Origin of the sequence: Rhodomicrobium sp. (assembly GCF_047605405.1) — a bacterium.
GTDB classification, from domain to species: Bacteria; Pseudomonadota; Alphaproteobacteria; order Rhizobiales; family Rhodomicrobiaceae; genus Rhodomicrobium; species Rhodomicrobium lacus.
The window spans coordinates 14,054-38,082 of record NZ_JASGFR010000011.1; the positions used below are offsets into that span (position 1 = coordinate 14,054).

Here is a 24,029-nt window from a genome sequence, read left to right on the forward strand (position 1 = left end):
TAACTAGTTGTAGATGGAGTACTCGCCGCCGACGAAGAACCGCCCGTCGATGAAGGTGTCGACCTGGTCATCGGTCAGCCTGCGCTCGTTCAGGATGTCGTCGCCGTTGGCCACATACCATTCCTGAAAGGTCTTGATGGCGAGGCGAGCCTTGTCCGCGCGCGGCTCACCGGCCATGAATTCCCACTCGCCGGGGTGCGTAATCTGGAAGCGGGCGACCTCAGCCGGAACGCGTGTTTCGCGGGCCACGATTTCAGTGGCTTCCTCGACATGGTCGAGCGCCCATTCGCGGGTGCGTTCGCGCGCGATCAGAAACGCTTTCACCACCTCGGGGTATTTGTTCACAAAGTCGCGCCGCGCGAAATAGGTGACGCGGCCGGCGTGATTCACGTAGATGCCGTCATCAGGGGAGCGGCTCACGACCTTGAATTTGCCGGAAAGCCACGGGCCGGTGAAGGCGCTGGCGGCAAGATGCGCGGTCGTGGCGTCGGTCGCGCCGGAAAGGACGGCGGAAATCGCAACGGCCGAGTTGTCGATGGATTCGTAGCGCACGCGCCCCTGCTTCAGGCGTGAATCGAACGGCAGGCCCGCCTGGGTCAACTGCTCGAAAGGAGACGACCAGTAGCAACTGATACGGCTGGAACCGAATTTCTTGCCGTCGAGATCCTTGACGGTCTTGATCGCGTCGTTATCGGCCCGCGCCAGGATCGGCGCGCGATAGCGGTTCGAGGGCTCGGACGCCCAGATGATGACGCCGTCGAGGCCGTTGGCGCGGTGAATGGTCGCCGGATAGATCATGCGCTGCGCGATGGCGATAGCGCCGCCACCGACCGCGGCGGCTTCAGCGCCGAGAAGATCGGCGGCACCGCCCGCGATGAGGTTGATCTTCGTCGTCCCGATCTTGTCGAACTCTTCTTTGAAGAAACCCTTTTCCCGCGCAATCACGGTCCACTGCGTCAGCTGCAGATTAATTGAAGGCAGAACGTCGGCGCGCGCCACGGGAGCGCTCACCCCAACCATCATCGACACTGCTGCTGCACAAGATGCAATGCGCACCCACCGGCTGATCCTGCTATTCACGGTAATCCTCTCAAAGTTTATGATGATATCTTTTATAGACGATGAGGGCGTTGTCAACGCAAAGATTTTCTCCAGTGAAATCAAATTCCACCTCCGTGGAGGCAAAAGCTTCCCCTCATAATCCGATGCGATGCGAAAGACAGCCCCTCATTGGCCATTCACAGGCATCAGCAACGCCCAGCGGGATCGTCATGAGGACTTCGGTGCCGAAAGCGCGGGAACCGGCAAACTGGCGTTCAAAGTGAAAAGGTATCTAAGTACGTCTAGCGATCTACTCAAAAATGACTGGACCATTCGTGTCGTCTCTCTATAAATCATCGGATTCTGGGCTTGCCCCGAGCGGGCCCGGGTGGCCGCTCGTTGCGCCGCGTCGCCAATTCCAAATCAGAAATGCACATGGCTCATTCCGAAGTTTACCCGGTGCCGCCGGATTTTGCCGCCCGCGCGCATGTCGACTCGGCCGCCTATGAACGCCTTTATCGCTGGTCCATCGAGGATCCGGACGGGTTCTGGCGTGAAGAGGCCGCGTTCCTCGACTGGATCAAGCCGTTTACCGAGGTGTCGGACACCAGTTTCGATTTGAGCGATTTCCGCATTCGCTGGTTCGCCGATGGCACGCTCAATGGTTCCGTCAACTGCATCGACCGCCATCTTCCGGCGAAGGCGAACAAGCCCGCCGTTCTTTGGGAAAGCGATAAACCGGGCGAAAGCCGCGTCGTCACGTGGGGCCAACTCGCGGACAAGGTAAACCGGCTCGCGAACGTGCTGAAAAGCCTCGGCGTCGGCAAGGGGGACGTCGTTGCAGTCTATCTGCCCGTCATACCGGAAGTCATGGTGGCGATGATGGCCACCATCCGCATCGGTGCGGTTCATACGGTGGTGTTTTCGGGTTTCTCGGCGGAGTCGCTCGAAAACCGGATCGCCGATTCGAAAGCGAAGGTTCTCATCACAGCCGACGAAGGGTTTCGCGGCGGGCGCGTGTCGCCGCTGAAGCGCAACGCCGACGACGCAGTGCGAGATCAGCCGAGCATCGAACACGTGATCGTGGTGCGCCGCTCGGGCGCCGACGTTCCGTTCACGCCGGGCCGCGATCTCTGGTACGACGAGGCGACGGAGGCGGCCGAGCCGTGGTGCGAGCCGGTCGAGGTGGGCGCGGAAGACCCGCTTTTCATTCTCTATACATCCGGCTCGACCGGCAAGCCGAAGGGGCTCGTTCACACGACCGCCGGCTATCTCGTGCATGCGGGCACGTCGTGGCGCATCATCTTCGACTGGCATGAGGGGGATGTGTTCTGGTCGACGGCCGATGTCGGCTGGGTCACGGCGCACAGCTACAAGCTTTACGGGCCGCTGCTCAATGGCGCGACAACCGTCATGTTCGAGGGCGTGCCGAGCTACCCCGACCCTTCGCGCTGGTGGTCGATCATCGAAAAGCACCGGGTCAATATCTTCTATACCGCGCCGACGGCGCTTCGCTCGCTCATGCGTGAAGGCGAGGCCCCGGTGAGAAAGCACGATCTGTCGAGCCTTCGCGTGCTGGGCTCGGTCGGCGAGCCGATCAATCCGGATGCGTGGCGCTGGTTTCATTCCGTGATCGGCGGAGGGCGCTGCCCCATCGTCGATAATTACTGGCAGACCGAAACGGGCGCGGTGACGCTCGTGCCGATTCCCGGCGCGATTCCGAACAAGCCGGGCATGGCGGCAAAACCCTATTTCGGCATTCGTCCCGAGGTCGTCAGCCCCGAAGGCGTTACGCTCGAAGGCCCGGCGGATGGAAACATGTGCTTCCGTGGCTCGTGGCCCGGGCAGGCGCGCACCATCCTGCACGATCACGAGCGGTTCCTGAAAACGTACTTCGCGCCGTTTCCGGGGCGGTTCTTTTCCGGCGACGGCGTCACCAGAGACGAGGACGGCTATTACCGCATCGCCGGACGTGTGGACGATGTGATCAACGTATCGGGTCATCGGCTCGGCACTGTCGAACTCGAAAGCGCCATTGCCTCTCACCCGGCTGTCGCGGAATCCGCGGTCGTCGGCTACAATCACGACGTGAAGGGGCAGGGGGTCTTTGCCTATGTCACGCTCAAGGCGGAGGTGCCCGAAACGGACGAATTACGGCGCGAGATCACGCAATGGGTGCGCGCGCGCATCAGCCCGATCGCTTCGCCGGACGTTATCCAGTGGGCGCCGGCGCTGCCGAAAAACCGCGCGGGCAAGATTCTCCGCCGCATTCTCCTGAAGATTGCCAACAACGATTTTTCGGATTTCGGCGACACCTCGACGCTCGCCGATGCCTCCATCGTCGAAGACATCGTCGCACGCCGCAAGGCCGAACTCGCCAGAACCGAAGCCGCCAGAACAAAAAGAGGAAACGCATGAACGCCGACGACCTCCGCGCCCTTCAGGCGCCGCTGAAGGAGCGTTACAAAGCCGAGCCCGAGGCTGCCACCATCACGCTGAAGGCTCGCGGCGACCTCGACGCCGACAGCGTCGTCTGCCGCGTCGACACCGGCAAGGCGCTCGTCGAGGCGGGATTGCATCCCGCGACCGGCGGAACGGGCGCTTTCGCCTGCTCGGGCAACATGCTGCTCGATGCGCTCGTGGCCTGCGCGGGCGTGACGCTGAAGGCGGTTGCGACAGCCATCGGCTTCGAGCTCAGGGGCGGCGTCGTGTCGGCGGAAGGCGACCTCGATTTTCGCGGTACGCTCGGCGTTGCGAAGGACGCGCCCGTGGGCTTTCGCGCCATCCGCCTCGCCTTCGATCTGGAAACCTCGGAGCCGCAGGAGCGCATCGACCAGCTCGTGAAGCTGACCGAGCGCTATTGCGTCGTTTATCAGACGCTTGCGAAGCCTGCCGACCTCGGTCTTACCGTCAGGACGACGGCGGCATAAGCGCCGCCCCGGCTATTCCGCGCGCGCCTCTCCGAGCGCTTCCGAAAGGTCTTCGTAAAGATCGTCGACCGCTTCGAGGCCCACCGAAAGGCGCAAAAGATCTTCGGGGACGGGCGAGCGCGGCCCTTCGATACTGGCGCGATGCTCGATCAGGCTTTCGACGCCGCCAAGCGAGGTTGCACGCTTCCAGATGGATACGCGCGCAGCCGTGGCGATAGCGGCCCGCTCGCCCCCATGCACCCGGATGGAGAGCATCCCGCCAAAGCCGCCCTGCATCTGGCGGCTGGCGAGCTGGTGGCCCTTGAAGCCAGGCAGCCCGGGATAAAGAACCTCCGCAACCGCTGGATGGGCGGAAAGGCGTTCCGCCAGCGCCTGCGCCGAGGCGCATTGCCAGCGAACGCGCGCGAACAGCGTACGCATGCCGCGCTGAAGAAGCCACGCCTCCAATGTGCCGGGTACGCCGCCGTTCTGACTTTGAACCGTCTTGATGTTCGCCCAGAACTCATCCTGCCGCGCAGTCGTAACCGTGCCGACGACCGCATCCGAATGGCCGTTGAGATACTTGGTGGCGGAGTGCATCACGATGTCGGCGCCGAGCGAGAGCGGCCGCGTGAGAACCGGCGTGGCGACGGTGGAGTCGACTGCGAGGCGCGCGCCCGCCGCATGCGCGATCTCGGCAGCCGCCGCGATGTCGTACACGGTCCACAGCGGATTCGCCGGCGTTTCGAGCCAGACGAGCTTCGTGCGGCCCGGAGCGATCGCGGCTTTCAGCGCGTCGATGTCGCCCGCATCGACGAAATCCACCACAAGCCCCCAGCGTGACGCGAAGCCTTCGAGCCATGCCCGCAACGCCCAGTACATCACGCGCGGAACGACGACATGATCGCCGGGCGTAAGCGCCAGAAACACGGCGTTCGCCGCCGCCATGCCCGAGCCGAACAGCGCCGTTTCGGCGCCGCCTTCCAGCGCGGTCAGCGTCTCGGCCGCCGTGTCGAAGGTGGCGTTCTGTGCGCGGGAGTAGACGCGTCCGCGCCGATAGAGATTGTCGGGATCGCGGATATAGGTCGTCGTCGGATAGAGCGGGGGAATGAGTGCCCCCGTCGCTTCGTCTTCCCGGCCAAGCGCGCTGGCCGCGACGGTTTCGGGACGTTTCTTTGTCATGTCGGGTTTCGTCCGGTTGGATGGTCTCCTGAGCATCGTCCCATATTTGCGCGCGTTGTGGCGCTTCGGATCTTGTCGAAACCCTATCACCTCCCCTTGATTCTCGAACGCGATTTCATCCGAAATCTCGTGCAGAGGGAAACTCAGGGCACTCGCTCGCCCTCGCGGCGCAACCGCAGGGTTCGTCAGCCTTCCGAGGGCGCTTGCGAAAGTCGCGAACCGATGGGTGAGGCTTGAGGGCGGCACGCTTCGGGAGGCCGCTTCAGCCTAACCTCGCGCCATTGGCCGTCTTTTGCGATGGACCCTCAAGGCTCCCTCGCTCAAGCGTCCGGCCCGTTCAAGCTTCCGCTAACGCCCTTGCCTTCGATGCGCTTCAGCCGACCGTCGCCGCCGAAAAGATAAGGGCCGGGCTCAGCTACCAAACGCTTGCCGCAGAGCTTCAGCCAAGCCGCGGGCCGGCTTTGTCGTGACATCGGCCGCGCGACAATCCGCACCCGCAACGGGAACACACCATCATGCAGCGCCGATCACGGAGGTCCCCGGTTGCCAGTTCATGGAAAACAGCGCGGCTGTCCCGGTGGGCTATCCTCGCATCACGCATATTCGCGTCATGCCGGCACAATCGTCTTGCATCCATATCATTAGCATACTAATTAATAGCCATGCAGCAATATGGGAGCGATATGCCGCCGGACGAGTCCGTCCGCAAACTTCGGGCGTCGTTAACGCGCTCGCTCATCCTCGCGTCTCGCCGCTGGAAAGCGCTCGCCGACGCGACCATGAAAAGCCGCGACCTCTCGCACGCGACGGCGCTCGTGGTCATCGTCATCGACAGCCTCGGCAGCGCCGTGACACAGATCGAACTTGCCCGCGAAATCGGCATCGAAGGGCCGACGCTCGTGCGGCTTCTCGACCAACTCGAAAAGCAGGGCCGGATCGACCGGCGCGAAAACCCGGACGACCGGCGCGCGAAACTTGTAAGCCTCTCCAGGGCGGGCAAGGATCTCGTCGCCGAAATCCAGATGGAACTTGAAAGATTGCGCGACGCGGCCTTCGCCGACGTCGATCAGCGCGACATCGAAGCAGCGCTTCGCGTCTTCGCCGCCATGCGCGATTTCACCCGTGACCGGACCGAAGCGGCAGGAGTGGACGAGTGACCCTTCCCGATTTCCGCGCGTGGGTCTTTTCGGTCAAGGTCTTCTCCGCCGGGCTGCTCGCGCTTTACATCTCGATGTGGGCCGGGCTCAGTCGTCCCTACTGGGCGCTCGCCACCGCCTACATCACGAGCCAGGCCTTCGACGGTGCGACGCAATCGAAGGCGATCTATCGCGCGCTCGGGACCGCCATTGGCGCTGCGGCGGCGGTCGCCATCCTGCCAAATGTCGTCAACTCGCCTGAACTGACCGTGCTTGCCATCGCGCTCTGGGTTGCGGTCTGTCTCTACATCTCGATGCTCGACCGCACGGCGCGGAGCTACACCGCCATGCTCGCGGGCTACACCGTGGCGCTGATCGGTTTTCCGGCGGTCGATGACCCGGCGGGCATCTTTGAGGCGGCGGTGTCACGGACCGAGGAAATCACGCTCGGCATCCTGTGCGCGGCGCTTGTGTCGGGCCTCGTGCTGCCGCGATCCGCCGCGCCGGTTTTTGCCGCGCAACTCGGTGCGTGGCTCACGTCCGCAAGAGCCTGGACGCGCGAAGTGCTGCGCCGCGAGCCGCGTGCCGTGATGGATACGCGGGCCGGGCGGCTACGGCTCGCCTCCGACGCGATTGCGCTGGAAGCGCTCGCCGCGCAACTTCCTCACGAGGCCACAAGCTCTCCTGTCTCGGAGCAAGCGCTCGCGCTGCTGCGCCAGCATATGCTGATGCTTCTCCCGCTTCTGACCTCCGTTTCCGACCGCCTCAAGGCGATCGACGGAACGGAAGCGGCTGCCGCTCTCCAGCCTGTCCTCGACGACGTGGCCGACTGGTTTCAGGCCGACGCCCCAGCCCCGGAGGATGCCGCCATCCTGCTGGCGCGCCTCGATGCGTTCGAACACAGCCTGCGCGAGGGCGATCTCTGGCGCGACCTCCTCGTTGCAGGGCTGGTCGAGCGGCTGCGCGAACTCGTGAACCTCAAGCAGGATATCCGCCACCTTCGCGCGAATATCGAGACAGGCGGCCCGCTTGCGGCACCGTGCGCCTTCCAATATACGGCGAAGGCCCGGGAGGTGCGCCATCGCGATCACATGATGGCAGTTTTTTCCGGGTTCGGCGCCTTCGTCGCCATTGTCATGGTGTGCGCGGTCTGGATCGCGACGGGGTGGCAAGACGGGGCCGCCGCGGCGATGCTCGCTTCCGTGGCGTGCTGTTTCTTCGCTACTCAGGACGATCCGGTTCCCGCCATGATAGGCTTCGCCACCGCCGCCATCCTGGGCGTGGTTGGCGCCCTGTTCCATCAGTTCGCGTTGCTGCCTCGCGCAATTTCGTTCGAGATGATTGCGCTGGCGCTCGCGCCCGGCCTTATCTTGAGCGGCCTTCTCATGACGAACCCGGCGACCGCCGCCATCGGCCTCGGCACCGCCGTCAACGGCGCCATGGCGCTGGCCATTCAGGATCACTATTCGGCAGACTTCGCGGCCTTCGCAAATTCGGGGCTGGCGCTCGTCGCGGGGGTGTGGATCGCGACGGCATCCATTGCCGTCTTCCGCTCGCTCGATTCCGGATGGGCGGCAAGGCGGCTCCACGCGCAAAATCGCGCGAGCCTGGCGCTGGCGGCGAGCGGGCGGGGCAGCGAGAGCGGTCTGGAACTCGCAGCCCTCATGCTCGACCGCGTCGCGCTGATGGCGACACGGCTTTCCAAGCAGCCGCCCGACAAGTCCGCATTGTCGGCCACGCTGCTCCGGGAGGTGCGCATCGGCATCAACGTCGTGGAACTGCGCCGCGTGCGGCGGCAGGTCTCGAAGTCCGCGCGGCTTGCCATCAACCAAGTCCTTGCCGAAGTCGCGCGCCACTTCAGAAGCGGCGGCGACAAACCGTCTGCCGCGCTCATCGAAGCCATCGACGCCGCGCTTGCCGTCTGCGTTCGCGAGCCGGAAACGAGCGCCGCCCAACATGCGACGCTTGGCCTTGCGGGACTAAGACGGGCGCTCTTCCCCGCCGCTCCCGACCCTCGCTTGACGCGGTTCGCCGACCAAAGAGCGGTGGCGGCATGATCGGCGAACTCGACATCTACGGCGTGTTCGCGCCGGCGCTGCTCTTCTGGATGCTGATCGCCTACGCCGTCACCGCCGTCTTGCGCAGCCTGTGCCAGCGTCTTGGCCTCTACCGCTATGCGTGGCACCGCGCGCTGTTTGACATCTCCCTCTATTTTATTGTGCTGGGCGCGGTCGTCGCGCTCGAAACGAGCCTGTTACCCGGATCATGACAACACCCGCAAAAACCTCGCCGTCGAAGGCGTCCGCTCCCTTTCTCCTGCGCTTTTTGGTGACACTTGCGATGTCGGGCGCGGCGCTGCTGATCGGAGCCTCGCTCTGGTATTACTACATCGATGCACCCTGGACGCGCGACGGACGCGTGCGCGCCGATGTCGTTGCCGTCGCGCCGGATGTGCCCGGCCTCGTGACGGAAGTGCTCGCGGCGGACAACAAGCGCGTGAAGCGCGGCGATGTCCTGTTCCGCATCGATCCCGAGCGGTTCCGTCTTGCGCTGGCGCAGGCTGACGCGGTGCTGGAGGGCCGCAAGGCCGCGCTCGAACAGGCATCGAGCGACTACGACCGCTATCGCACCATGACCGAAATCGCCGTCTCAAAGCAGAAGGTCGAGGCAGCGCTCGAAGCCAAGCTCACCGCGAAGGCGGCCTACGATCAGGCGATTGCGGACAAGGCCGTCGCGAAGCTCAACCTCGAACGCTCCACCGTGCGCGCACCGGTCAACGGGCGCCTCGTGAACGTGTCGCTCTTGCCGGGCGCTTACGTCGCCACCGGTCAGGGCGTCTTTGCTCTGCTCGACGAGGACAGCCTGCGCGTGGAAGGCTATTTCGAGGAAACGAAGCTCGGACGCATCCATGTCGGCGACAAGGCGCGCATCCGGCTGATGGGCGAGAGCATGGAGTTGATGGGCCGCGTCGAAAGCATCGCCGCAGGCGTGGAAGACCGCGAGCGCAGTTCCGGCGCGAAGCTTCTTCCGAACGTGAACCCGACTTTCTCATGGGTGCGGCTCGCGATGCGTGTGCCGGTCCGTATCGCGCTCGATAACGTGGCCGACCGCGAGAAGCTCGTGTCTGGCCGAACGGCGACCGTGTTCATCGAGAACGGAGCGCTGAAGAAGTGGGTGCCGGACCTCAAGCTCGATACCAGCGCATCCTTGTCCACGGAAGGAGACATTCAGGCGAAAAGATCGCGATGACATAGGGAGCGGCAACGCGGCGCGGAAAATGCCTTCAGGGGCTGCGCCGTTCTTCGCGATCGAGGAAATAAGGGCGAAAATCGAGATGGCGACCGCGTGAGCCCACCGTCTCGGCAACAGGCAGAAGCACGGCACTGAGCCATCCAGGCGTTGCGCCGGACGCCGCCGGCATCGTGTTGGCCGGTCCCCGGCTAAGAAGGATGGCCGATGTTGCCATAAAGGCCGCTGTGAGCACTCCTTCCCCTATTGCAGGTATAATCCGCGAGTCAGGGCGGGTTCGCAAACCTTGCCCTGTTCCGAAGGCCCGAGGCCGACGACGACACGTCTTCGCGAACGCCTCATGGAGCGAATTTGACGTTTGAGTCCCGGTTGCTGTGAGCTCTCACTCAAATGTCAAATTCAAAAGCTCCACTAGAATCATGATGTTGCTAGTGGTCCGTTCGATTCCGACATTTGCTCGCAAGCGTGCTGCAAACGGATGCAAATGTCGGAATCGGACCACTAGGCGTTGAAATATACCATACGGGGGTATAGATTGCGGGCAAGGAGAGCCTGCCATGACCGGACACAAGTCCCCGAACGAGCACCGCGCCTGCCGCGGCGGCGGGCAAAAGGGCGAGGGCGGCAATCCGGCGGAGAGTTTGCGCGCCATCGATCCCGTCTGCGGCATGGCCGTCGATCCACATAGCGCGAAGCATCGCGCAGCTCATGCGGGCCGCACTTATTATTTCTGCTGCGACGGCTGCAAGGTGAAGTTCGAGGCCGACCCGCGCCGATACCTTGAAAAGGACAGCGCACCTCCATCCGCGCCGGTGCCGGAGGGCACTGTCTATACCTGCCCGATGCATGCGGAGATCCGCCAGATCGGCCCCGGCACGTGCCCCATCTGCGGCATGGCGCTCGAACCCGAGATGCCCGCCGCCGATACCGGGCCGGACCCCGAACTCATCGACATGACCCGCCGCTTCAGCATCGGCCTTGCGCTCACGCTCCCGGTGTTCGTCACCGAGATGGGCTCGCACTTTTTCGGCTGGCATGCGCTCGACCGGCAAAGCCTCAACTGGCTGCAATTCGCACTCGCGACACCCGTGGTGCTGTGGTGTGGATGGCCATTTTTCGTGCGCGGCTGGCAATCGGTGCGGACCGGCCATCTCAACATGTTCACGCTGATCGCCATCGGCACGGGCGTCGCCTACGCCTACAGTGTCGTCGCCACGCTGGCGCCGGGCCTGTTTCCGCCCGCGTTCCGGGGGCATGACGGGGCCGTGCCGGTGTATTTCGAGGCGGCGGCGGTAATCACGGTGCTGGTTGCGCTGGGGCAGGTGCTGGAACTTCGCGCACGCGCGGCAACCGGCGGGGCGATCCGCGCGCTTTTGGACCTTGCGCCGAAACAGGCGCGCCGCATTCGAGCGGACGGTACGGAAGAAGACGTTTTGCTCGGCGTCGTTTCAAAGGGCGACCGCTTGCGCGTCCGCCCCGGCGAGGCCGTGCCCGTCGACGGCGAGGTGATCGAGGGCGCGAGCGCCGTGGACGAGTCGCTTGTTACCGGGGAGTCGATGCCTGTGTCGAAGGAGCCCGGTGCGAAGGTCATCGGCGGCACCATCAACAAGAGCGGCAGCTTCGTCATGCGCGCGGAGAAGGTTGGCCGCGAGACGATGCTCTCGCAGATCGTCGCCATGGTCGCGACCGCACAGCGAAGCCGGGCACCGATCCAGCGCCTCGCCGACCGCGTGTCGGGCTGGTTCGTGCCGCTCGTGCTCGCAGCCGCTGCCGCTGCATTCGCGGCTTGGGCGCTTGTCGGACCCGAACCGCGCCTCACCTTCGCGCTCGTCGCGGCCGTCTCGGTGCTCATCATCGCGTGCCCCTGCGCGCTCGGCCTCGCAACGCCGATGTCGATCATGGTCGGCGTCGGGCGGGGCGCGCAAGCGGGCGTGCTCGTGAAGAACGCGGAGGCGCTTGAGCGGCTGGAGCGCGTCGACACGCTCGTTGTGGACAAGACCGGCACGCTGACGGAAGGCAAGCCCGCGCTCGCCGCCCTTCACGTTGCACCCGGCTTCGACGAGGCGGAGGTGTTGCGCATCGGGGCGAGCCTCGAACGCACGAGCCAGCATCCGCTGGGGGAGGCCATCGTAAGGGCGGCGACGGCACGCGGACTGGCGCTTGACGATGCGACAAGCTTCGACGCCCCGACCGGAAAGGGTGTCGCCGGTATCGTCGACGGCAAGCGCGTCGCCATCGGCAATGCGCGCATGCTGGGCGAATCGGGCGTCGAACCGGGCGCGCTCGAAGCCGAGGCCGCCCGCTTCCGCGCCGAAGGTACAACGGCGGTTTTCATCGCCATCGATGGCGCACCCGCTGGCGTGGCTGCCATCGCGGACCCGATCAGGACGAGCACGCCCGCGGCTCTTGCGGCGCTGAAAGCCGACGGCATCCGCGTCGTCATGCTGACCGGCGACAACGCTGCGACGGCGCGCTCGGTGGCGCGGAAACTCGGCATCGCGGATGTCGAGGCAGACGTGCTTCCCGAAGACAAGGCGAAGGTGGTCGAGCGCCTGCGCGCGCAAGGTCGTGTCGTCGCCATGGCGGGCGACGGCGTGAACGACGCGCCCGCGCTCGCCGCCGCCGATGTCGGCATTGCGATGGGAACCGGCGCGGATGTCGCCATGGAAAGCGCTGGCATCACGCTGCTAAAGGGCGACCTGATGGGTCTTGTGCGCGCAAGGCGTCTGTCGGAAGCGACGCTCGCCAACATCCGTCAGAACCTCACTTTCGCCTTCGTCTATAACGCAGCGGGCGTGCCGATTGCGGCGGGTGTGCTCTATCCTGCGTTCGGCATCCTGCTTTCGCCGATGATCGCGGCGGCGGCGATGGCGCTTTCATCGGTGAGCGTGATCGCAAACGCGCTCAGGCTGCGCGATGCGAGGTTATAGATCAGCTCGCGCTGAACCGGCATTGATGCGATGCAGACAAGCTGATCGGCAAGACAAATCCGAGGCGCCGCGCCCCATTTGCGGCATGAGGCTTTGGACCGGCCGCAGGCGGGAGCCGCCAGGTTTTGAGCCCGTTTGTCAGAAAAATTTCGCATTACCCGTCAGACCTCGGCCGAGTGGTAAGCGCGATACAATTTTCGGCGCAGAGATTGGCGCGGCGAGCTTAAGCTCAATCGCATCCCGGCGTGTTATTCCTGCGGGTGAGTTCTGCCAGGGTCGCAACTCTGTAATACGGTTCCGCGACAGTCGCGGAGGCCAGGGCGCTTTCGAGGAGGTCAAGTATGGCAAACACGGTGAAAGTTCTGGGCGCGTCGCTTGTGGCGCTGACCATGGCGGTGAGCGCCACCGCGTTTGCCGCGACCGACGAAGCGCCGGCCAACGGCACGCCTCAGACCGAAAACGGAGGCGGCAAGTCGTACCTCCCACCGTGGATGCAGAAAAAGGACGGTGAGACCGCGTCCCAAACCTCGGCGGCTGGCCCCTCGGCGGCGTCAGGCGCGGGTGCTGCCGCGGCGGCGAGACCGGCGGCCAATGCCGTGTCGCAGCAGGCCGATGCGCAGCGCAGGCGAGCGCGAACACAGCCCCCTTCACGGCAAACCCGCAACTCCAACGTTCCGTTCTTTCGCGGCGTTGCTTCTCTCTTCGGCGGCCTCGCCCGATAGGTAGCTCCTGCCGATCCTCGCAAATCTACACCAGCGGCGCCCAGAAAGCGCGGATCAGTGCGCGCACTTCCCCCGCTTCTTCGGCTCCGTTGACGGCGCGGCGAAAATCCTCTGCTCCCGGCAGGCCCTCGCCATACCAGGCGAGGTGCTTTCGCGCGATCCGCACACCCGCGCGCTCGCCGTAGTATCCAAGCATTGCCTCGAAATGCTCCGCCACCGTTTCGGCCTGCTCGCGCATGGCGGGGGCACCCCGTGCGGCGTTCCCCCGCAAAAATGCGGCGACCTCCGCGATGATCCACGGGCGTCCATAAGCCCCGCGCCCGATCATGACGCCATCGGCGCCCGACAGAGCCAGCGCGCGCGCCGCGTCGGAGGGTCCGCGAATGTCGCCGTTCACCACGACCGGAATGGAAACCGTCTCCTTGACGCGGGCGACGAAGCGCCAGTCGGCGTCGCCGCCGTAGAACTGGCATCGCGTGCGGCCATGCACGGTGACCATCGCGATGCCGCGCTCTTCGGCGATCTTCGCAAGACGAGGCGCGTTGAGCTGATCCGGGCTCCAGCCCATCCGCATCTTGACCGTTACCGGCACCGTTACAGCCTTCACCACGGCATCGAAGATCTTCGCCGCGTGAACCTCGTCGCGCATGAGCGCCGCGCCCACCTGATCCCTGACCACCTTTTTCACCGGGCAGCCGAAATTGAGATCGACGATGTCGGCACCCCGCTCCTCGGCGAGACGGGCGGCTTCCGCCATGATTTCGGGGTCGCGGCCCGCCAGTTGCACCGCGAGAAGGCCCCCTTCGTCCGTTGCCTCCCGCTCCGACATTCTCAGCGTCTTCCGGTGCTCCCGGATCACCGCCTTGCTGGCGAGCATCTCGGTCACGACCAGCTCCGCGCCGAATTTGCGCACCATGCGGCGGAAGGGCCGGTCGGTGACCCCGGACATCGGCGCCAGGATGACCGGGCTTTGCAGCGTCAGTCCGCCGAGGCGGATCGGGCGCAAACGGGCCTCGCCTGCCGGGAAATGCGGTGCGTCATCGAGCATGGGCCGAAACGTATCACCACTTTGCGGCGGCCAGCAACATGGCCGCAGTCCGTTGGCGTGCCTGCTCGCGATCAGCGGTAGCCCCGGTTCATACGAACCTGACTGCGGTGGACGACACGTTCTCCGTCCTCTCTCTTCAATCCGCCGAAGATGAACGTCGAGAGGATCGTCATGATCCCGAGGACGATAAAGGCTTCGTGAAGGCCGAAGCCCATCATCTCCTTCATATGGGAAGGCGGATGCTCCGGAATGAAGAACGCCGTTATCAGGCCCGCGACGGCGATCCCGAAGCTTATGGAGAGTTCCTGCGCCGTGCTCGCAATGGAGCCTGCGCTGCTCGTCTTGTGCGGGTCCATGTCGGCATAGGCCATGCTGTTCATCGTTGTATACTGCAACGAGCTGAAAGCTCCATAGAGCGACGCCTGCAAGACGATGAGCCAGACCGGCGTTTGCGGTCCCACCGTCGCGAACAGCATCAGGAGCGCACCGAGAATGATGGTATTCGACGTCAGCATGTTGCGATAGCCGAGCTTGTCGAGGATGCGCGACAGCGCAAGCTTGGCGAGAATGCCGCCGATGGCCTGAGGCATGATGAGAAGTCCCGACTGCATCGGCGTGAAGCCCAGCGGGATCTGGTAGAGAAGCGGCAGGAGGAAGGGCACGCCGCCGACTCCGAGGCGGGTGAAAAAACTGCCGCTGACCGAGATGCGAAACGTGCGGATACGGAACAGGCTCAGCTCAAGAAGCGGCCAGCGCGTCCGCATCGAGTGGTAGCCGTACGCCAGAATGAGGGCGACGGAAACAGCAAGAGCCGCGAGACTTTGGCTTGGCGTCAAGACATGCTCGCCGAAGATCTCTAGGACATAGGACATCAGGGCGATGCCCGCTCCGAAGAGCACGAAGCCGAGGATATCGGGGGGCCTTCTCGCTTCGCGATAATCGGGAAGATAGCGGGCGACCAGAATGAGGCCGAGAATTCCGATCGGGACGTTCACGAAAAAAATGAAGCTCCAGTGGAGGTGAGCGACCATGAAGCCGCCAATCGTCGGGCCGATGACAGGCCCCGCCCAGCCCGGAATGGTGACAAGACTTAACACGCGGATGAACTCGGTCCGGTCGAACGTCCGCACCAGCGTCAGCCGACCCACCGGCACCATCATGGCGCCGCCGCACCCCTGAAGGATTCGGCAGGCGATGAGCATGTAGATGTTTTGCGAGAAGCCGGCCAGCAATGACGCCAAAGTGAACAGCCCGATCGCACACGCGAACACGCGGCGCGTGCCGAAGCGGTCCGCCATCCATCCGCTGATGGGAATGAAGATCGCCAGACTGAGTGTATAGCTCGCCAGCACGGCCTTCATGCTGAGCGGAGGCACGTTCATCGCTTGCGCGATCACCGGCACGGCAGTGTTGAGGATGGTCGTGTCGAGCGACTCCATGAAATAGGCGACCGCGACCAGCCACGGGACAAGCCGCTTGACCGCCTCGGACGGCTCCGGGGAAGCGTTCATCGTTTCGGTTCGACGGGTGCTGACTTGATCGTCCATTCTGTCTGCTGTCTGCCCGGATCTGGTTTGGAAATCATGGGCTGATTGTTCGAGTAAATCCTTCAAGCCGAGCCTTGGCTAAATGAAACATTGTCGATGCTCTTCTTTCACATCTAAAGAATATTGCTCTGATAATCTTTCTTCGGGCCTTTATTTGCGGTGAACCAGCGCCCACTAGAATCGTCGCCTTGAAAAGCAGTCGCTTTGCTCGCCGAGAAAAAGGTTCACGATGCAGACGGACGCTCTCCTGTTCGACCCTGATGAAGCCCGGATCGAAGCTGTCGACCGGCTCTTCGTCGATGCATCGCTGGCGCAGGTTCATCCGCTGATCCGCGACTGGGGCGCCATCGCCACCGACGCGGAGTTGCGCGAGGCGCAGCGCGACGCAATCCGCGCGGCTGTCGAAGGAGGAGCGGGGCGGCGTCGGGCGTTTTTTGCCTCGCCGCCGCCGCCAGACATGAGCCGTCTCATCGAGTTCGACGGCCATCGGCTGATTGCGACGCTCGATGCTCATAACCCGGCGGGCGGCCATCCGTTCATCCGTCTTTTCCGGTCGACAGTGCCGCCGGGCATGATCGCGGACTGGCCCGGCCTGAAGCGGCGGCTTCTCCGTCGATTTGCCGCGTTCGGGCCGGGGGAGGTTCTTTTCTTCCATCCGTCCCATCTTCCGCTCTGTGTGGAAACCGCGGGGATCGACGATCACCTCCTTGCTGCTCCCGTCGGGAAAATGAGCGGGATGCCGAAGGCCGCAGGGTCAATGCGCGTCACACTGAAGCGAAGCTCCAGCCTCGCATTCTACCCGCGTTACAAGGCCGTCTACGAGGCGACCTATGTGGAGCGCCCGGGACTGCGCGGAGAGGTGCGAACCGAGACAGAGGACAGCCTTGGCTTCTGTCTCAGGCACGGCTTCCTTTTCGAGATTCTCGTCGACGGCAAATGGGCCGGCGTCGTTGCCGCGAAGTGGCGGACGCTTGCCGGCATCCGGGGCGTCTTCATGGTGGAGATTGTGCTTGACGGTCACGTGCGCGGCCAGAGGCTTGGACCGACGGTCCATCAGCTCTTCGCCGAGGCGGTTGCGATGACCGCGCCCGAAGCGGTCATCATCGGTACGATTTCGGCAAAAAACCCCTGGTCGCTGCAAGCGGCGCGGCGTGCAGGGCGGATCGAGATCGGCGCCTGGCATTGGGTGCACCTGTGATGCGCGGGGGGTGCCCGCTACTCGATTTCGACGCCGATCCATCCCAAGAGTTCGTTGGCTCTGCGTTGCGCGGCGGCGGCCGTCTTCCCCGACACGCAGAACTCGACGAGATAGGCTTCCCTGTCCATCCGGTCGATTTCGCTCCCCTCGGGAACGAGCTTCCTGATGAATACGCAGTCGGACTGCTTCTGCACCTTGTCGAGCCCTCGGTAGCTCGCCACCGTGCCGGATTTCTCCGGCTGGACCACGACGGTAACGAAGCTCCGGTCGACGCGGACCTTGTCGAGCACGGTCCTGATGCCAAGCTCATGCAGATTGATCGCGTGCATCGAAGCGACAAGGTCCGCAATCGAGCCGCCGCCAACCCTCGGATTGAATTCAACCGGCTTCATTCCGTATCTGCCCGATCCCTTCACCTCGATATGAAAGGGCGAATTCTCGAACCCCAGAATGCGCAGAAGCGATGAAACGCAGTCGACGGCCTGTTTAGTCGGATGATCGTTGCAGACGAGATATTCCAGGTCGCGGAAAACCGGTTCCTCCACCCTTCTCGTTTTCCGTTGCGCCACGAAATAGTCGATGCCGCCGCCCGGAGTGGCGAAGCCTTCCATGCTCTGTTCGGTTCCTTCGATATAGGCCTCGACGAGGACGAAATCGTTCACCGGGCGACGGCTGGCGAGTTCCAGAAAGGGCGCTGCGATCCTGTCGCCGTACATGCCACGCTGCAGGGAAAGGGCTTTCTCGGCCGCACGCCCAAGATTGCGCTCGAACGCATCGCCGTTCCCGACAAGGGTCACGCCGAGCCCGCCCGAGCCCACGACGGGCTTCACGATCAGGCTGCCGCTCCGCTCCGCCAGCGCGCGCAACGGCGGAAATCGAAGGATGTCCGGGCTGGCGACGTAACGCCTCGGCAGGAGAACATAGGGAACGTGATGCTCCGTCTGCCTCAGGAGGAACCGCAGATTGGGCTTCACCGACGTCTTGACGATATGAGACGGGGGCATCCCCGCCGCCGAGGGAAAGGCGCGTCTGAGGTCGAGGTAGCAGAGCCACATGCGGTCCTGCCCGTTGAGGATGGCCTTGACGCGGATGCGCCTTTCTCCGAGGAAGCGCCCAAGCCGGCGGATTTCGTCCGCCAGCGCGCGGTGATCGCGATTGACGTTGGCCGACCGCAGGATCTGCCGGTCGGGCAGCCAGCCGCTGTAATCGGCACCGGCCCGGTTCAGGATCGCGATCGGTGTCAGGGCCGCTGCCTTGGCGGCCTGGATCGCGGGTACAACCCCGCCAAGCGCGTCGTAGCCGAGTATCAGGGCCACATCCACAGCCATGTTCCGCTCTCTGCGTCAGTTCCGAACCGGGCGTACGATGTGCGAAAATCCCTTCGATTTCGATAGCCTTACCTGATGTGCACCCCGACGGCGGCCAGCAGGGGAATGAGCAGACCTCCAAGCACCGCCTCGCCCGCGATCATTCCCGAAGCGACGGTGATCGCATACCGGTCGTAGGTTTGCCGGTGGAGGCGCCTCCAGACGAAGCCCGCTATGCCGCCAAGCGCAATGGGAATGTTCAATTCCCCCGGAAGAATGAGCGCGAACCCGAACCCTGTGACGCTCGGTATCCAGCCAACCCATGCCCTGTCCGACATCTCCCTGACGACGCTGACGGCGACCCCGGCGATAGCGGCAATGATTGTCGCAATGAGCGCATAGTCGGGCAACGCCTCCACGCCCTTGGAAAGCAGCACGGCCATGTTGGCGATCTTGAGCCCCGTGGGTGCGACGAGGCCATCGCCGCCGAGACCGTATTTGTCGATGAGGATCGGGTACATGATGGCGACGGCCGCCGCGCCGATCGGAACGGTCGCGATCTGCACATAGGTGAGAATTTGCGGGGACGAGCCGACGATCCTGCCGGTCTTGTAGTCCTGAATCATCCCCTCGGATTGCGAGGTTATGTTTCCGGCTATGCCCGCCGCGATCAGGTTCGAGCTGATATGCGTCGGCCAGAACACCGCGAACAGCGCTTGAAGGGCGTTCGCCATGGCCGAGACCGGGCCGATGTTGGTCTCCCCCTGAACGCGCATGCCGATGAGCATGAGCGGCAACGATGCGAGCACCGCAACGAAGGTCTGAAGGTAGGACATCTGGAAAAAGGCGTGCTGGATCAAGGCGAGCAGCACCGTCAGGCATACGGCGCTGACGGCGACGGCTCGTAGCGGAATATCCTTTTCTCTGAAACCCCGCTCGATGTGGAGATCCTGAAAAATCTCCATGATCGAACGCCATTTCATGAACAGCGTCGTGAAGGTCGCCGTCACCATGAGCGCGGTCGCGGGCCACATCACCCAGAAGACGACGATCGGGAAATATTTCTGGGCGTGCATGTTCTGCATGAGCCCGCAATGCTGGGAGATGAACAGCGCCTGATCGCGCGTCGGTTTGACGAGCGCGACGAGCGCCTGACATCTGTCCCAATATTCGGGCGCGATCTGGCCCCGGACGATGCTGTCCCCGATCCCCGACCCGATCACCCAGGGGCCGATGATGTATCCCGTCACGAGCGTGCCGAGCAGCATGGAAAGCCCGACATTCAACCCGACGAGCAGGCCGCTGCCGATGTTGAGAAAGCTCCACTCGAACCCCATGCGATAGGGTTTCGACAAATAGAGCGTCGGCAGCCACGACAGCCCTTCGCGCAGCCACACCACTGCGGCCGAGGCGAGCGCAGCCAGTCCGAGCGCGCGCATCTTGTGCCGCGCCTCGCTCGGATGAGAGTCGAGAACCTCGATGGTTTCCGCCGCAGCCACGCCGCTTGCGAAAACCATTCTCGGGTCATCCAGAATGTGCCTTCGGAAAATCACCGTGAACACGACGCCGATCATCCCCGAGCAGGTCAGCCACAGAAACATCGGCCACGGTTCGATCTTGAGGTGCATCTCGACGGTGTCGTTCAGGTCGAGATAGCCGAATGCGGCGGCGACAACGCACATGAACGCGGTCGAAGCCGCACTTGTCCCGGCGGTCTGGATGACGTTGTTGAGAAAGCGGTTCTGGCCGCGCGTGCGGTAGGCGGTGACGTTGAGGAACATCGCGCCCAGAAAGGCCGACACCACGCTCGCGTTCGGACCGAAGCCAAGCTTGAGGACGATGTAGGGATAGGCGCCCGCGACAAGCGACGAGATCAGGGCGGCGCCAATGACGGATTGCCATGTAATCGCTCGAAGCGGCGACCTGTCGGGCCGCGTGACCCGTTCGGGTATGCCAGAGGGGTCTAGCGAGTGATCCATGGTCCCATCGCGCGCGGCAACTCAACCCACGATACGCATGAAAGGTTTCGTAATGGATCAGCAAAACCGAGCTTTGCGAACGAACTCGATTGCCGCGCGCTCGCGGAAGGACTTTTGAAGTTTTTGTGGTCCAGTCAGGGAAGAGGTGCGCGAAGGCATGAGCCGTGCCGGCAGGGAGCCTGATCGCGCCCGCAGCCCGGATGAGAAAGAGATGGTTCACGAAGACACGTGCGATGCGTTGCCGTTCATCGCGTCAGTGGAACAGGCGCCGTGTCCTGTTTCACTCATCGACTATTTCACCTTGAACGAGCCTTCTCTTCGACGGGCGCTCTACAGGCATGGCGCGATCCTTTTTCGCGGATTCGATATCGTCGACGAGACGGCGTTCGGCGCCGCAGGAAATCGGATGGCCGGGCCTCTGCTGGATTATCGCGGCGGCGTGGCGCGGCGGCACCAGCTTGGCCGCGGCGTCTACAACTCAACCGAGATGCCCGCAGACCGGACGCTCGCCGCCCACAATGAAAAATCCTACTCGGTCTTGCACCCCGATCTCGTGCTCTTTTGCAGCGTGACGGTGGCAGCCACGGGCGGGGCGACGCCTCTCGCCGATGGCCGCCGCGTCTGGCAAAGGCTGAGCAAGCGCCTCAAGGACCGGCTTCGCTCGACGAAAATCACCTATATCCAGAATCTGCACGGCGGCACCGGTGCTGGAAAATCGTGGATGGCGGCTTACGAAACCGGGGACAAAGGCGAGGTCGAGGCCTTCCTCAACTCCAGCGGCGCGCGCTTCCGCTGGAAGCCGGACGGGGCGCTCCACGTCGAGGAGACCGTTATTCCGTTCAAGGTGCATCCGGTCACGGGGGCGGAGGCTTTGTTCTGCCCGCTCGACACATGGTATCGCGGCACGAGCGAACTCGGCGGCGGTCGAGAAGGCGCGGACCGCGCGGCGGAGGAGTTCCCACAATACTGCCGGTTTGAGGACGGCGACGAAATCGAGCCCTGGATGGTCGATGAAATCAGAACCGCGATTCTGGCGGAGCTGCGCGCGTTCCAATGGCGTCGGGGCGATGTGCTGCTCGTCGACAACCGCATCGCGCTTCATGGGCGGTCATCGTTCACCGGCGAGCGGCTGGTGCTCGTCGCGATGGGGAACGACGCCCGCGCCGCATAGACCGTGCTCGGGAAGGCGTCACGTTCCGCGCGGCTTGGCCCGTGCTGTCGGGGCGGCCGATGCGGGATCGTCGGGCCACGGATGGCGCGGATAACGGCCCTTCATCTCGGCCTTCACCGCTGCCCATGACCCCTTCCAGAAGCCCGGAAGATCGCGCGTTATCTGGATCGGTCGATGCGCGGGCGAAAGCAGGTGCAGCGTAAGCGGCAGCTTGCCGTCCGCGACGCAGGGATGCCGCGTCAGCCCGAACAACTCCTGGACCCGGATATGCAGCGCGGGCGCTCCGGCTGTCTCGTAGTCGATGGCATGGCGGTTTCCGGTCGGTGCCTCGAAATGCGTGGGCGCTTCGTCGTCGACGCGCCGCTTCAAGGTCCATGGCAAAAGCGCGTCGAGCGCGGCGCCCAGATCGTCCGCGCCGATTTCCGCCAGCTTCGTCTTTCCGTCGAGGAAAGGCCCAAGCCATTCGCCCGCCGTGGCGGCGAGCGCATCGTCGGACAGATCCGGCCATTCTTCGCCCCCGGCGGCGCGCAGGAAGCCGACGCGGTGCCGAAGCTGGATCTGAGCCTTGCTCCACGGCAGACGGCCGAGGCCGAGCTTTGCGATGCCTGCCGCCAGCATGCGTGCGGTTTCGTCACTCGCCACCACCGCGCGCGGCTCGTTTGCAAGACGGATGGCGTCGAGACGCCGGACGCGGCGCGCCTTGAGAGTGGCCGTTTCCTGATCGAAGTCCGTTTCATCGGCCTCGCGGATGCGGTGCCCTGCGGCGGCGATGACGTCGGCTTCATCGGCGGCAGCCGCAAGCAGGATGCGCGTGGAGGCCGCCGAGCCGGAAAGCTCCGCCGCGACGATATAGGGCGAGCGCGCGAGGGGATGCGCCGGATCGAGATTGGCGCCGCGACCATTGGCGAGAAGGAATTGGCCGGGAGCGCCCCGCGCCTTGCCGATCCGCTCCGGAAAGGCAAGCGCCAGCAGCCGCGCGAGCGACATGTCTTCCCGCAACGCGGCGGCGTGCCCCGAGCTTGCTACACGGGCCCAACCCGCAGCGAGCTTTCGCATGTCGCCCGCGCGGCGCGAGCGGTCCCGGCGGAATCCTTCCAGCCGCAGCGCAAGATCGATATCGTTGCCGCCAAGCCCGCGTTCCACCATGAGCGCGGCGATTTCGGCGGCTTCGTCCGCCTGGCCGTTTCCGGCGGCGGCGATCACCATGCGGGCGAGCCGGGGCGGCAAGGGCAGGGCGCGCAGCCGCTTTCCCATGGCCGTGATGCGGCCCTTCGCGTCGAGCGCTTCCAGCTCTGTCAGTTCCTCGCGCGCGGCCTCGATCGCGGTACGAGGCGGCGGATCGATCCACGACAGCGAAAGCGGATCGGTCGCGCCCCATTCGGCGCAATCGAGGAGGAGGCCCGAAAGGTCGGCGGAGCGGATTTCAGGTTCCCCGAAGGCGGGCAGGCTTTGCGTTTGCGGCTCGTCCCAGAGGCGATAGCAGACGCCCGGCTCGGTGCGGCCGGCGCGGCCCCTTCGCTGATCCGCGGCGGCGCGAGACACGCGAACGGTCTCGAGCCGCGTCACGCCGACATCGGGCTCGAAGCGCGGCACGCGCGCGAGGCCGCAGTCGATGACGACCCGCACGCCCTCGATGGTGATCGACGTTTCGGCGATGGAGGTGGCGAGCACGACCTTGCGCTGGCCCGCGCGTGCTGGTTCGAGCGCAAGATCCTGCGCCTTCGCGTCCATTGCGCCATAGAGCGGAGCCAGAACCACCGCCGGATCGGAGACGCGCTCCTTCAGCCGTTCCTCGACGCGGCGGATTTCGCCCTGTCCCGGCAGGAATGCGAGAATTGACCCGGTTTCCGCGCGCAGCGCACGCAGCACCGCGTCCGCCATCTGATCCTCGATGCGTGCGTTCGGATCGCGGGCGAGATGACGTGTCTCGACGGGGAAGGCGCGGCCTTCGCTCTCGATCACGGGCACGTCGTCGAGAAGCTTCGCCACGCGCGCGCCGTCGAGCGTCGCCGACATCGGCAGGATGCGAAGATCGTCGCGCAATCCCCGCTGACAATCGAGCGCCAGCGCAAGCCCCAGATCGGCATCGAGCGAGCGCTCGTGAAACTCGTCGAACAGCACCGCGCCGACGCCGGAAAGCTCTGGATCGTCGAGGATCATGCGCGTGAAGACGCCCTCCGTCACCACCTCGATCCGCGTCTTCGGCCCCGATTTCGAGACCATGCGCGCGCGAAGCCCGACGCGCTCGCCAACGCTCTCCGACAGCGTGCGCGCCATGCGCTCGGCGGCAGCCCGGGCGGCGATGCGGCGCGGCTCCAGCACGAGGATCTTGCGCCCGCCGAGCCAGCTTTCCCCCATCAGCGCGAGCGGGACGCGCGTCGTTTTCCCGGCTCCCGGCGGTGCGACAAGGACCGCCGAGGCGCGCGCGCCGAGCGCACCTCTCAAGGCATCGAGGACATCGTCGATCGGAAGCGGCGTATCGAACTTCATGCCGTTTGTATCGAGGCGCAAATTCCGCATCGCAAGCGCAATCTGCGTTGATCTTCGCGAGCCCGGTCCGATCCGATCAAATCGGTAAGCCGGGCGGGGCCGCTGAAACGGATGGGCATG

17 protein-coding genes are annotated in these 24,029 nt (G+C 64.4%); 10 read left to right on the plus strand and 7 right to left on the minus strand.

Translation table 11 applies throughout. The annotated features are described in order from the left end of the window. Window positions 1-3 precede the first annotated feature (3 nt). Complete coding sequence (locus QM659_RS06250) at window positions 4-1,020, minus strand: ABC transporter substrate-binding protein (protein ID WP_415187771.1); 1,017 nt, start codon at window positions 1,018-1,020, stop codon at window positions 4-6. A gap of 456 nt (window positions 1,021-1,476) precedes the next feature. Between QM659_RS06250 and acs the strand changes: the two genes are divergently transcribed. Both acs and QM659_RS06260 read left to right on the plus strand, forming a co-directional pair. Beyond that, entirely contained in the window at window positions 1,477-3,459 is a 1,983-nt protein-coding gene (gene acs / locus QM659_RS06255; protein ID WP_415187772.1) for an acetate--CoA ligase, read from the plus strand. After that, window positions 3,456-3,971, plus strand: a complete 516-nt coding sequence (locus tag QM659_RS06260) for an OsmC family protein (RefSeq protein ID WP_303487038.1) — start codon at window positions 3,456-3,458, stop codon at window positions 3,969-3,971. The genes acs and QM659_RS06260 overlap by 4 nt, the downstream gene beginning before the upstream one ends. Before the next feature lie 12 nt (window positions 3,972-3,983). On the opposite strand, the gene QM659_RS06265 is transcribed toward QM659_RS06260, so the two are convergent. Beyond that, complete coding sequence (locus tag QM659_RS06265; protein ID WP_415187773.1) at window positions 3,984-5,132, minus strand: trans-sulfuration enzyme family protein; 1,149 nt, start codon at window positions 5,130-5,132, stop codon at window positions 3,984-3,986. Between the two features lie 683 nt (window positions 5,133-5,815). Between QM659_RS06265 and QM659_RS06270 the strand changes: the two genes are divergently transcribed. The 6 genes from QM659_RS06270 (at window position 5,816) to QM659_RS06295 (ending at window position 13,169) form a co-directional block, all read left to right on the plus strand. Next, complete coding sequence (locus QM659_RS06270; RefSeq protein ID WP_415187774.1) at window positions 5,816-6,289, plus strand: MarR family winged helix-turn-helix transcriptional regulator; 474 nt, start codon at window positions 5,816-5,818, stop codon at window positions 6,287-6,289. Further along, window positions 6,286-8,325 (plus strand): FUSC family protein, encoded by a 2,040-nt coding sequence (locus QM659_RS06275; protein ID WP_415187775.1) that lies wholly within the window; start codon window positions 6,286-6,288, stop codon window positions 8,323-8,325. Before QM659_RS06270 ends, QM659_RS06275 begins: the two co-directional genes overlap by 4 nt. Beyond that, window positions 8,322-8,537, plus strand: coding sequence for a DUF1656 domain-containing protein (locus tag QM659_RS06280; RefSeq protein ID WP_127075580.1), 216 nt, complete (start codon window positions 8,322-8,324; stop codon window positions 8,535-8,537). Before QM659_RS06275 ends, QM659_RS06280 begins: the two co-directional genes overlap by 4 nt. Continuing rightward, window positions 8,534-9,517: an efflux RND transporter periplasmic adaptor subunit gene (locus tag QM659_RS06285; protein ID WP_415187776.1), complete on the plus strand. Its 984-nt coding sequence runs from the start codon at window positions 8,534-8,536 to the stop codon at window positions 9,515-9,517. Before QM659_RS06280 ends, QM659_RS06285 begins: the two co-directional genes overlap by 4 nt. A 557-nt stretch (window positions 9,518-10,074) precedes the next feature. Further along, window positions 10,075-12,447 (plus strand): heavy metal translocating P-type ATPase, encoded by a 2,373-nt coding sequence (locus QM659_RS06290; protein ID WP_415187777.1) that lies wholly within the window; start codon window positions 10,075-10,077, stop codon window positions 12,445-12,447. A gap of 341 nt (window positions 12,448-12,788) precedes the next feature. Further along, the gene (locus QM659_RS06295; protein WP_415187778.1) at window positions 12,789-13,169 is read left to right on the plus strand and encodes a hypothetical protein; all 381 of its coding nucleotides are present in this window, start codon (window positions 12,789-12,791) and stop codon (window positions 13,167-13,169) included. A gap of 25 nt (window positions 13,170-13,194) precedes the next feature. Here QM659_RS06295 and dusB read toward each other — a convergent pair whose 3' ends face one another. After that, window positions 13,195-14,217 (minus strand): tRNA dihydrouridine synthase DusB, encoded by a 1,023-nt coding sequence (gene dusB, locus QM659_RS06300; protein ID WP_415187779.1) that lies wholly within the window; start codon window positions 14,215-14,217, stop codon window positions 13,195-13,197. Between the two features lie 71 nt (window positions 14,218-14,288). Continuing rightward, window positions 14,289-15,764, minus strand: coding sequence for a DHA2 family efflux MFS transporter permease subunit (locus tag QM659_RS06305; RefSeq protein ID WP_415187780.1), 1,476 nt, complete (start codon window positions 15,762-15,764; stop codon window positions 14,289-14,291). A gap of 229 nt (window positions 15,765-15,993) precedes the next feature. Between QM659_RS06305 and QM659_RS06310 the strand changes: the two genes are divergently transcribed. Continuing rightward, on the plus strand, window positions 15,994-16,962 hold the full coding sequence (locus QM659_RS06310) for a hypothetical protein (RefSeq protein ID WP_415187781.1): 969 nt from the start codon (window positions 15,994-15,996) through the stop codon (window positions 16,960-16,962). Window positions 16,963-16,979: 17 nt separating this feature from the next. Here QM659_RS06310 and QM659_RS06315 read toward each other — a convergent pair whose 3' ends face one another. Continuing rightward, window positions 16,980-18,290, minus strand: coding sequence for an ATP-grasp domain-containing protein (locus QM659_RS06315; protein WP_415187782.1), 1,311 nt, complete (start codon window positions 18,288-18,290; stop codon window positions 16,980-16,982). A gap of 68 nt (window positions 18,291-18,358) precedes the next feature. Then, window positions 18,359-20,248 carry an OPT/YSL family transporter gene (locus tag QM659_RS06320; protein ID WP_415187783.1) on the minus strand — a complete coding sequence of 630 codons (1,890 nt, stop codon included), beginning with the start codon at window positions 20,246-20,248 and terminating at the stop codon, window positions 18,359-18,361. A 211-nt stretch (window positions 20,249-20,459) separates the two neighbouring features. Here QM659_RS06320 and QM659_RS06325 point away from each other — a divergent pair, with 211 nt between their 5' ends. Next, window positions 20,460-21,419 carry a TauD/TfdA family dioxygenase gene (locus tag QM659_RS06325; protein WP_415187784.1) on the plus strand — a complete coding sequence of 320 codons (960 nt, stop codon included), beginning with the start codon at window positions 20,460-20,462 and terminating at the stop codon, window positions 21,417-21,419. Between the two features lie 18 nt (window positions 21,420-21,437). Here QM659_RS06325 and hrpB read toward each other — a convergent pair whose 3' ends face one another. Next, window positions 21,438-23,909 (minus strand): ATP-dependent helicase HrpB, encoded by a 2,472-nt coding sequence (hrpB, locus tag QM659_RS06330; protein WP_415187785.1) that lies wholly within the window; start codon window positions 23,907-23,909, stop codon window positions 21,438-21,440. Window positions 23,910-24,029 lie beyond the last annotated feature (120 nt).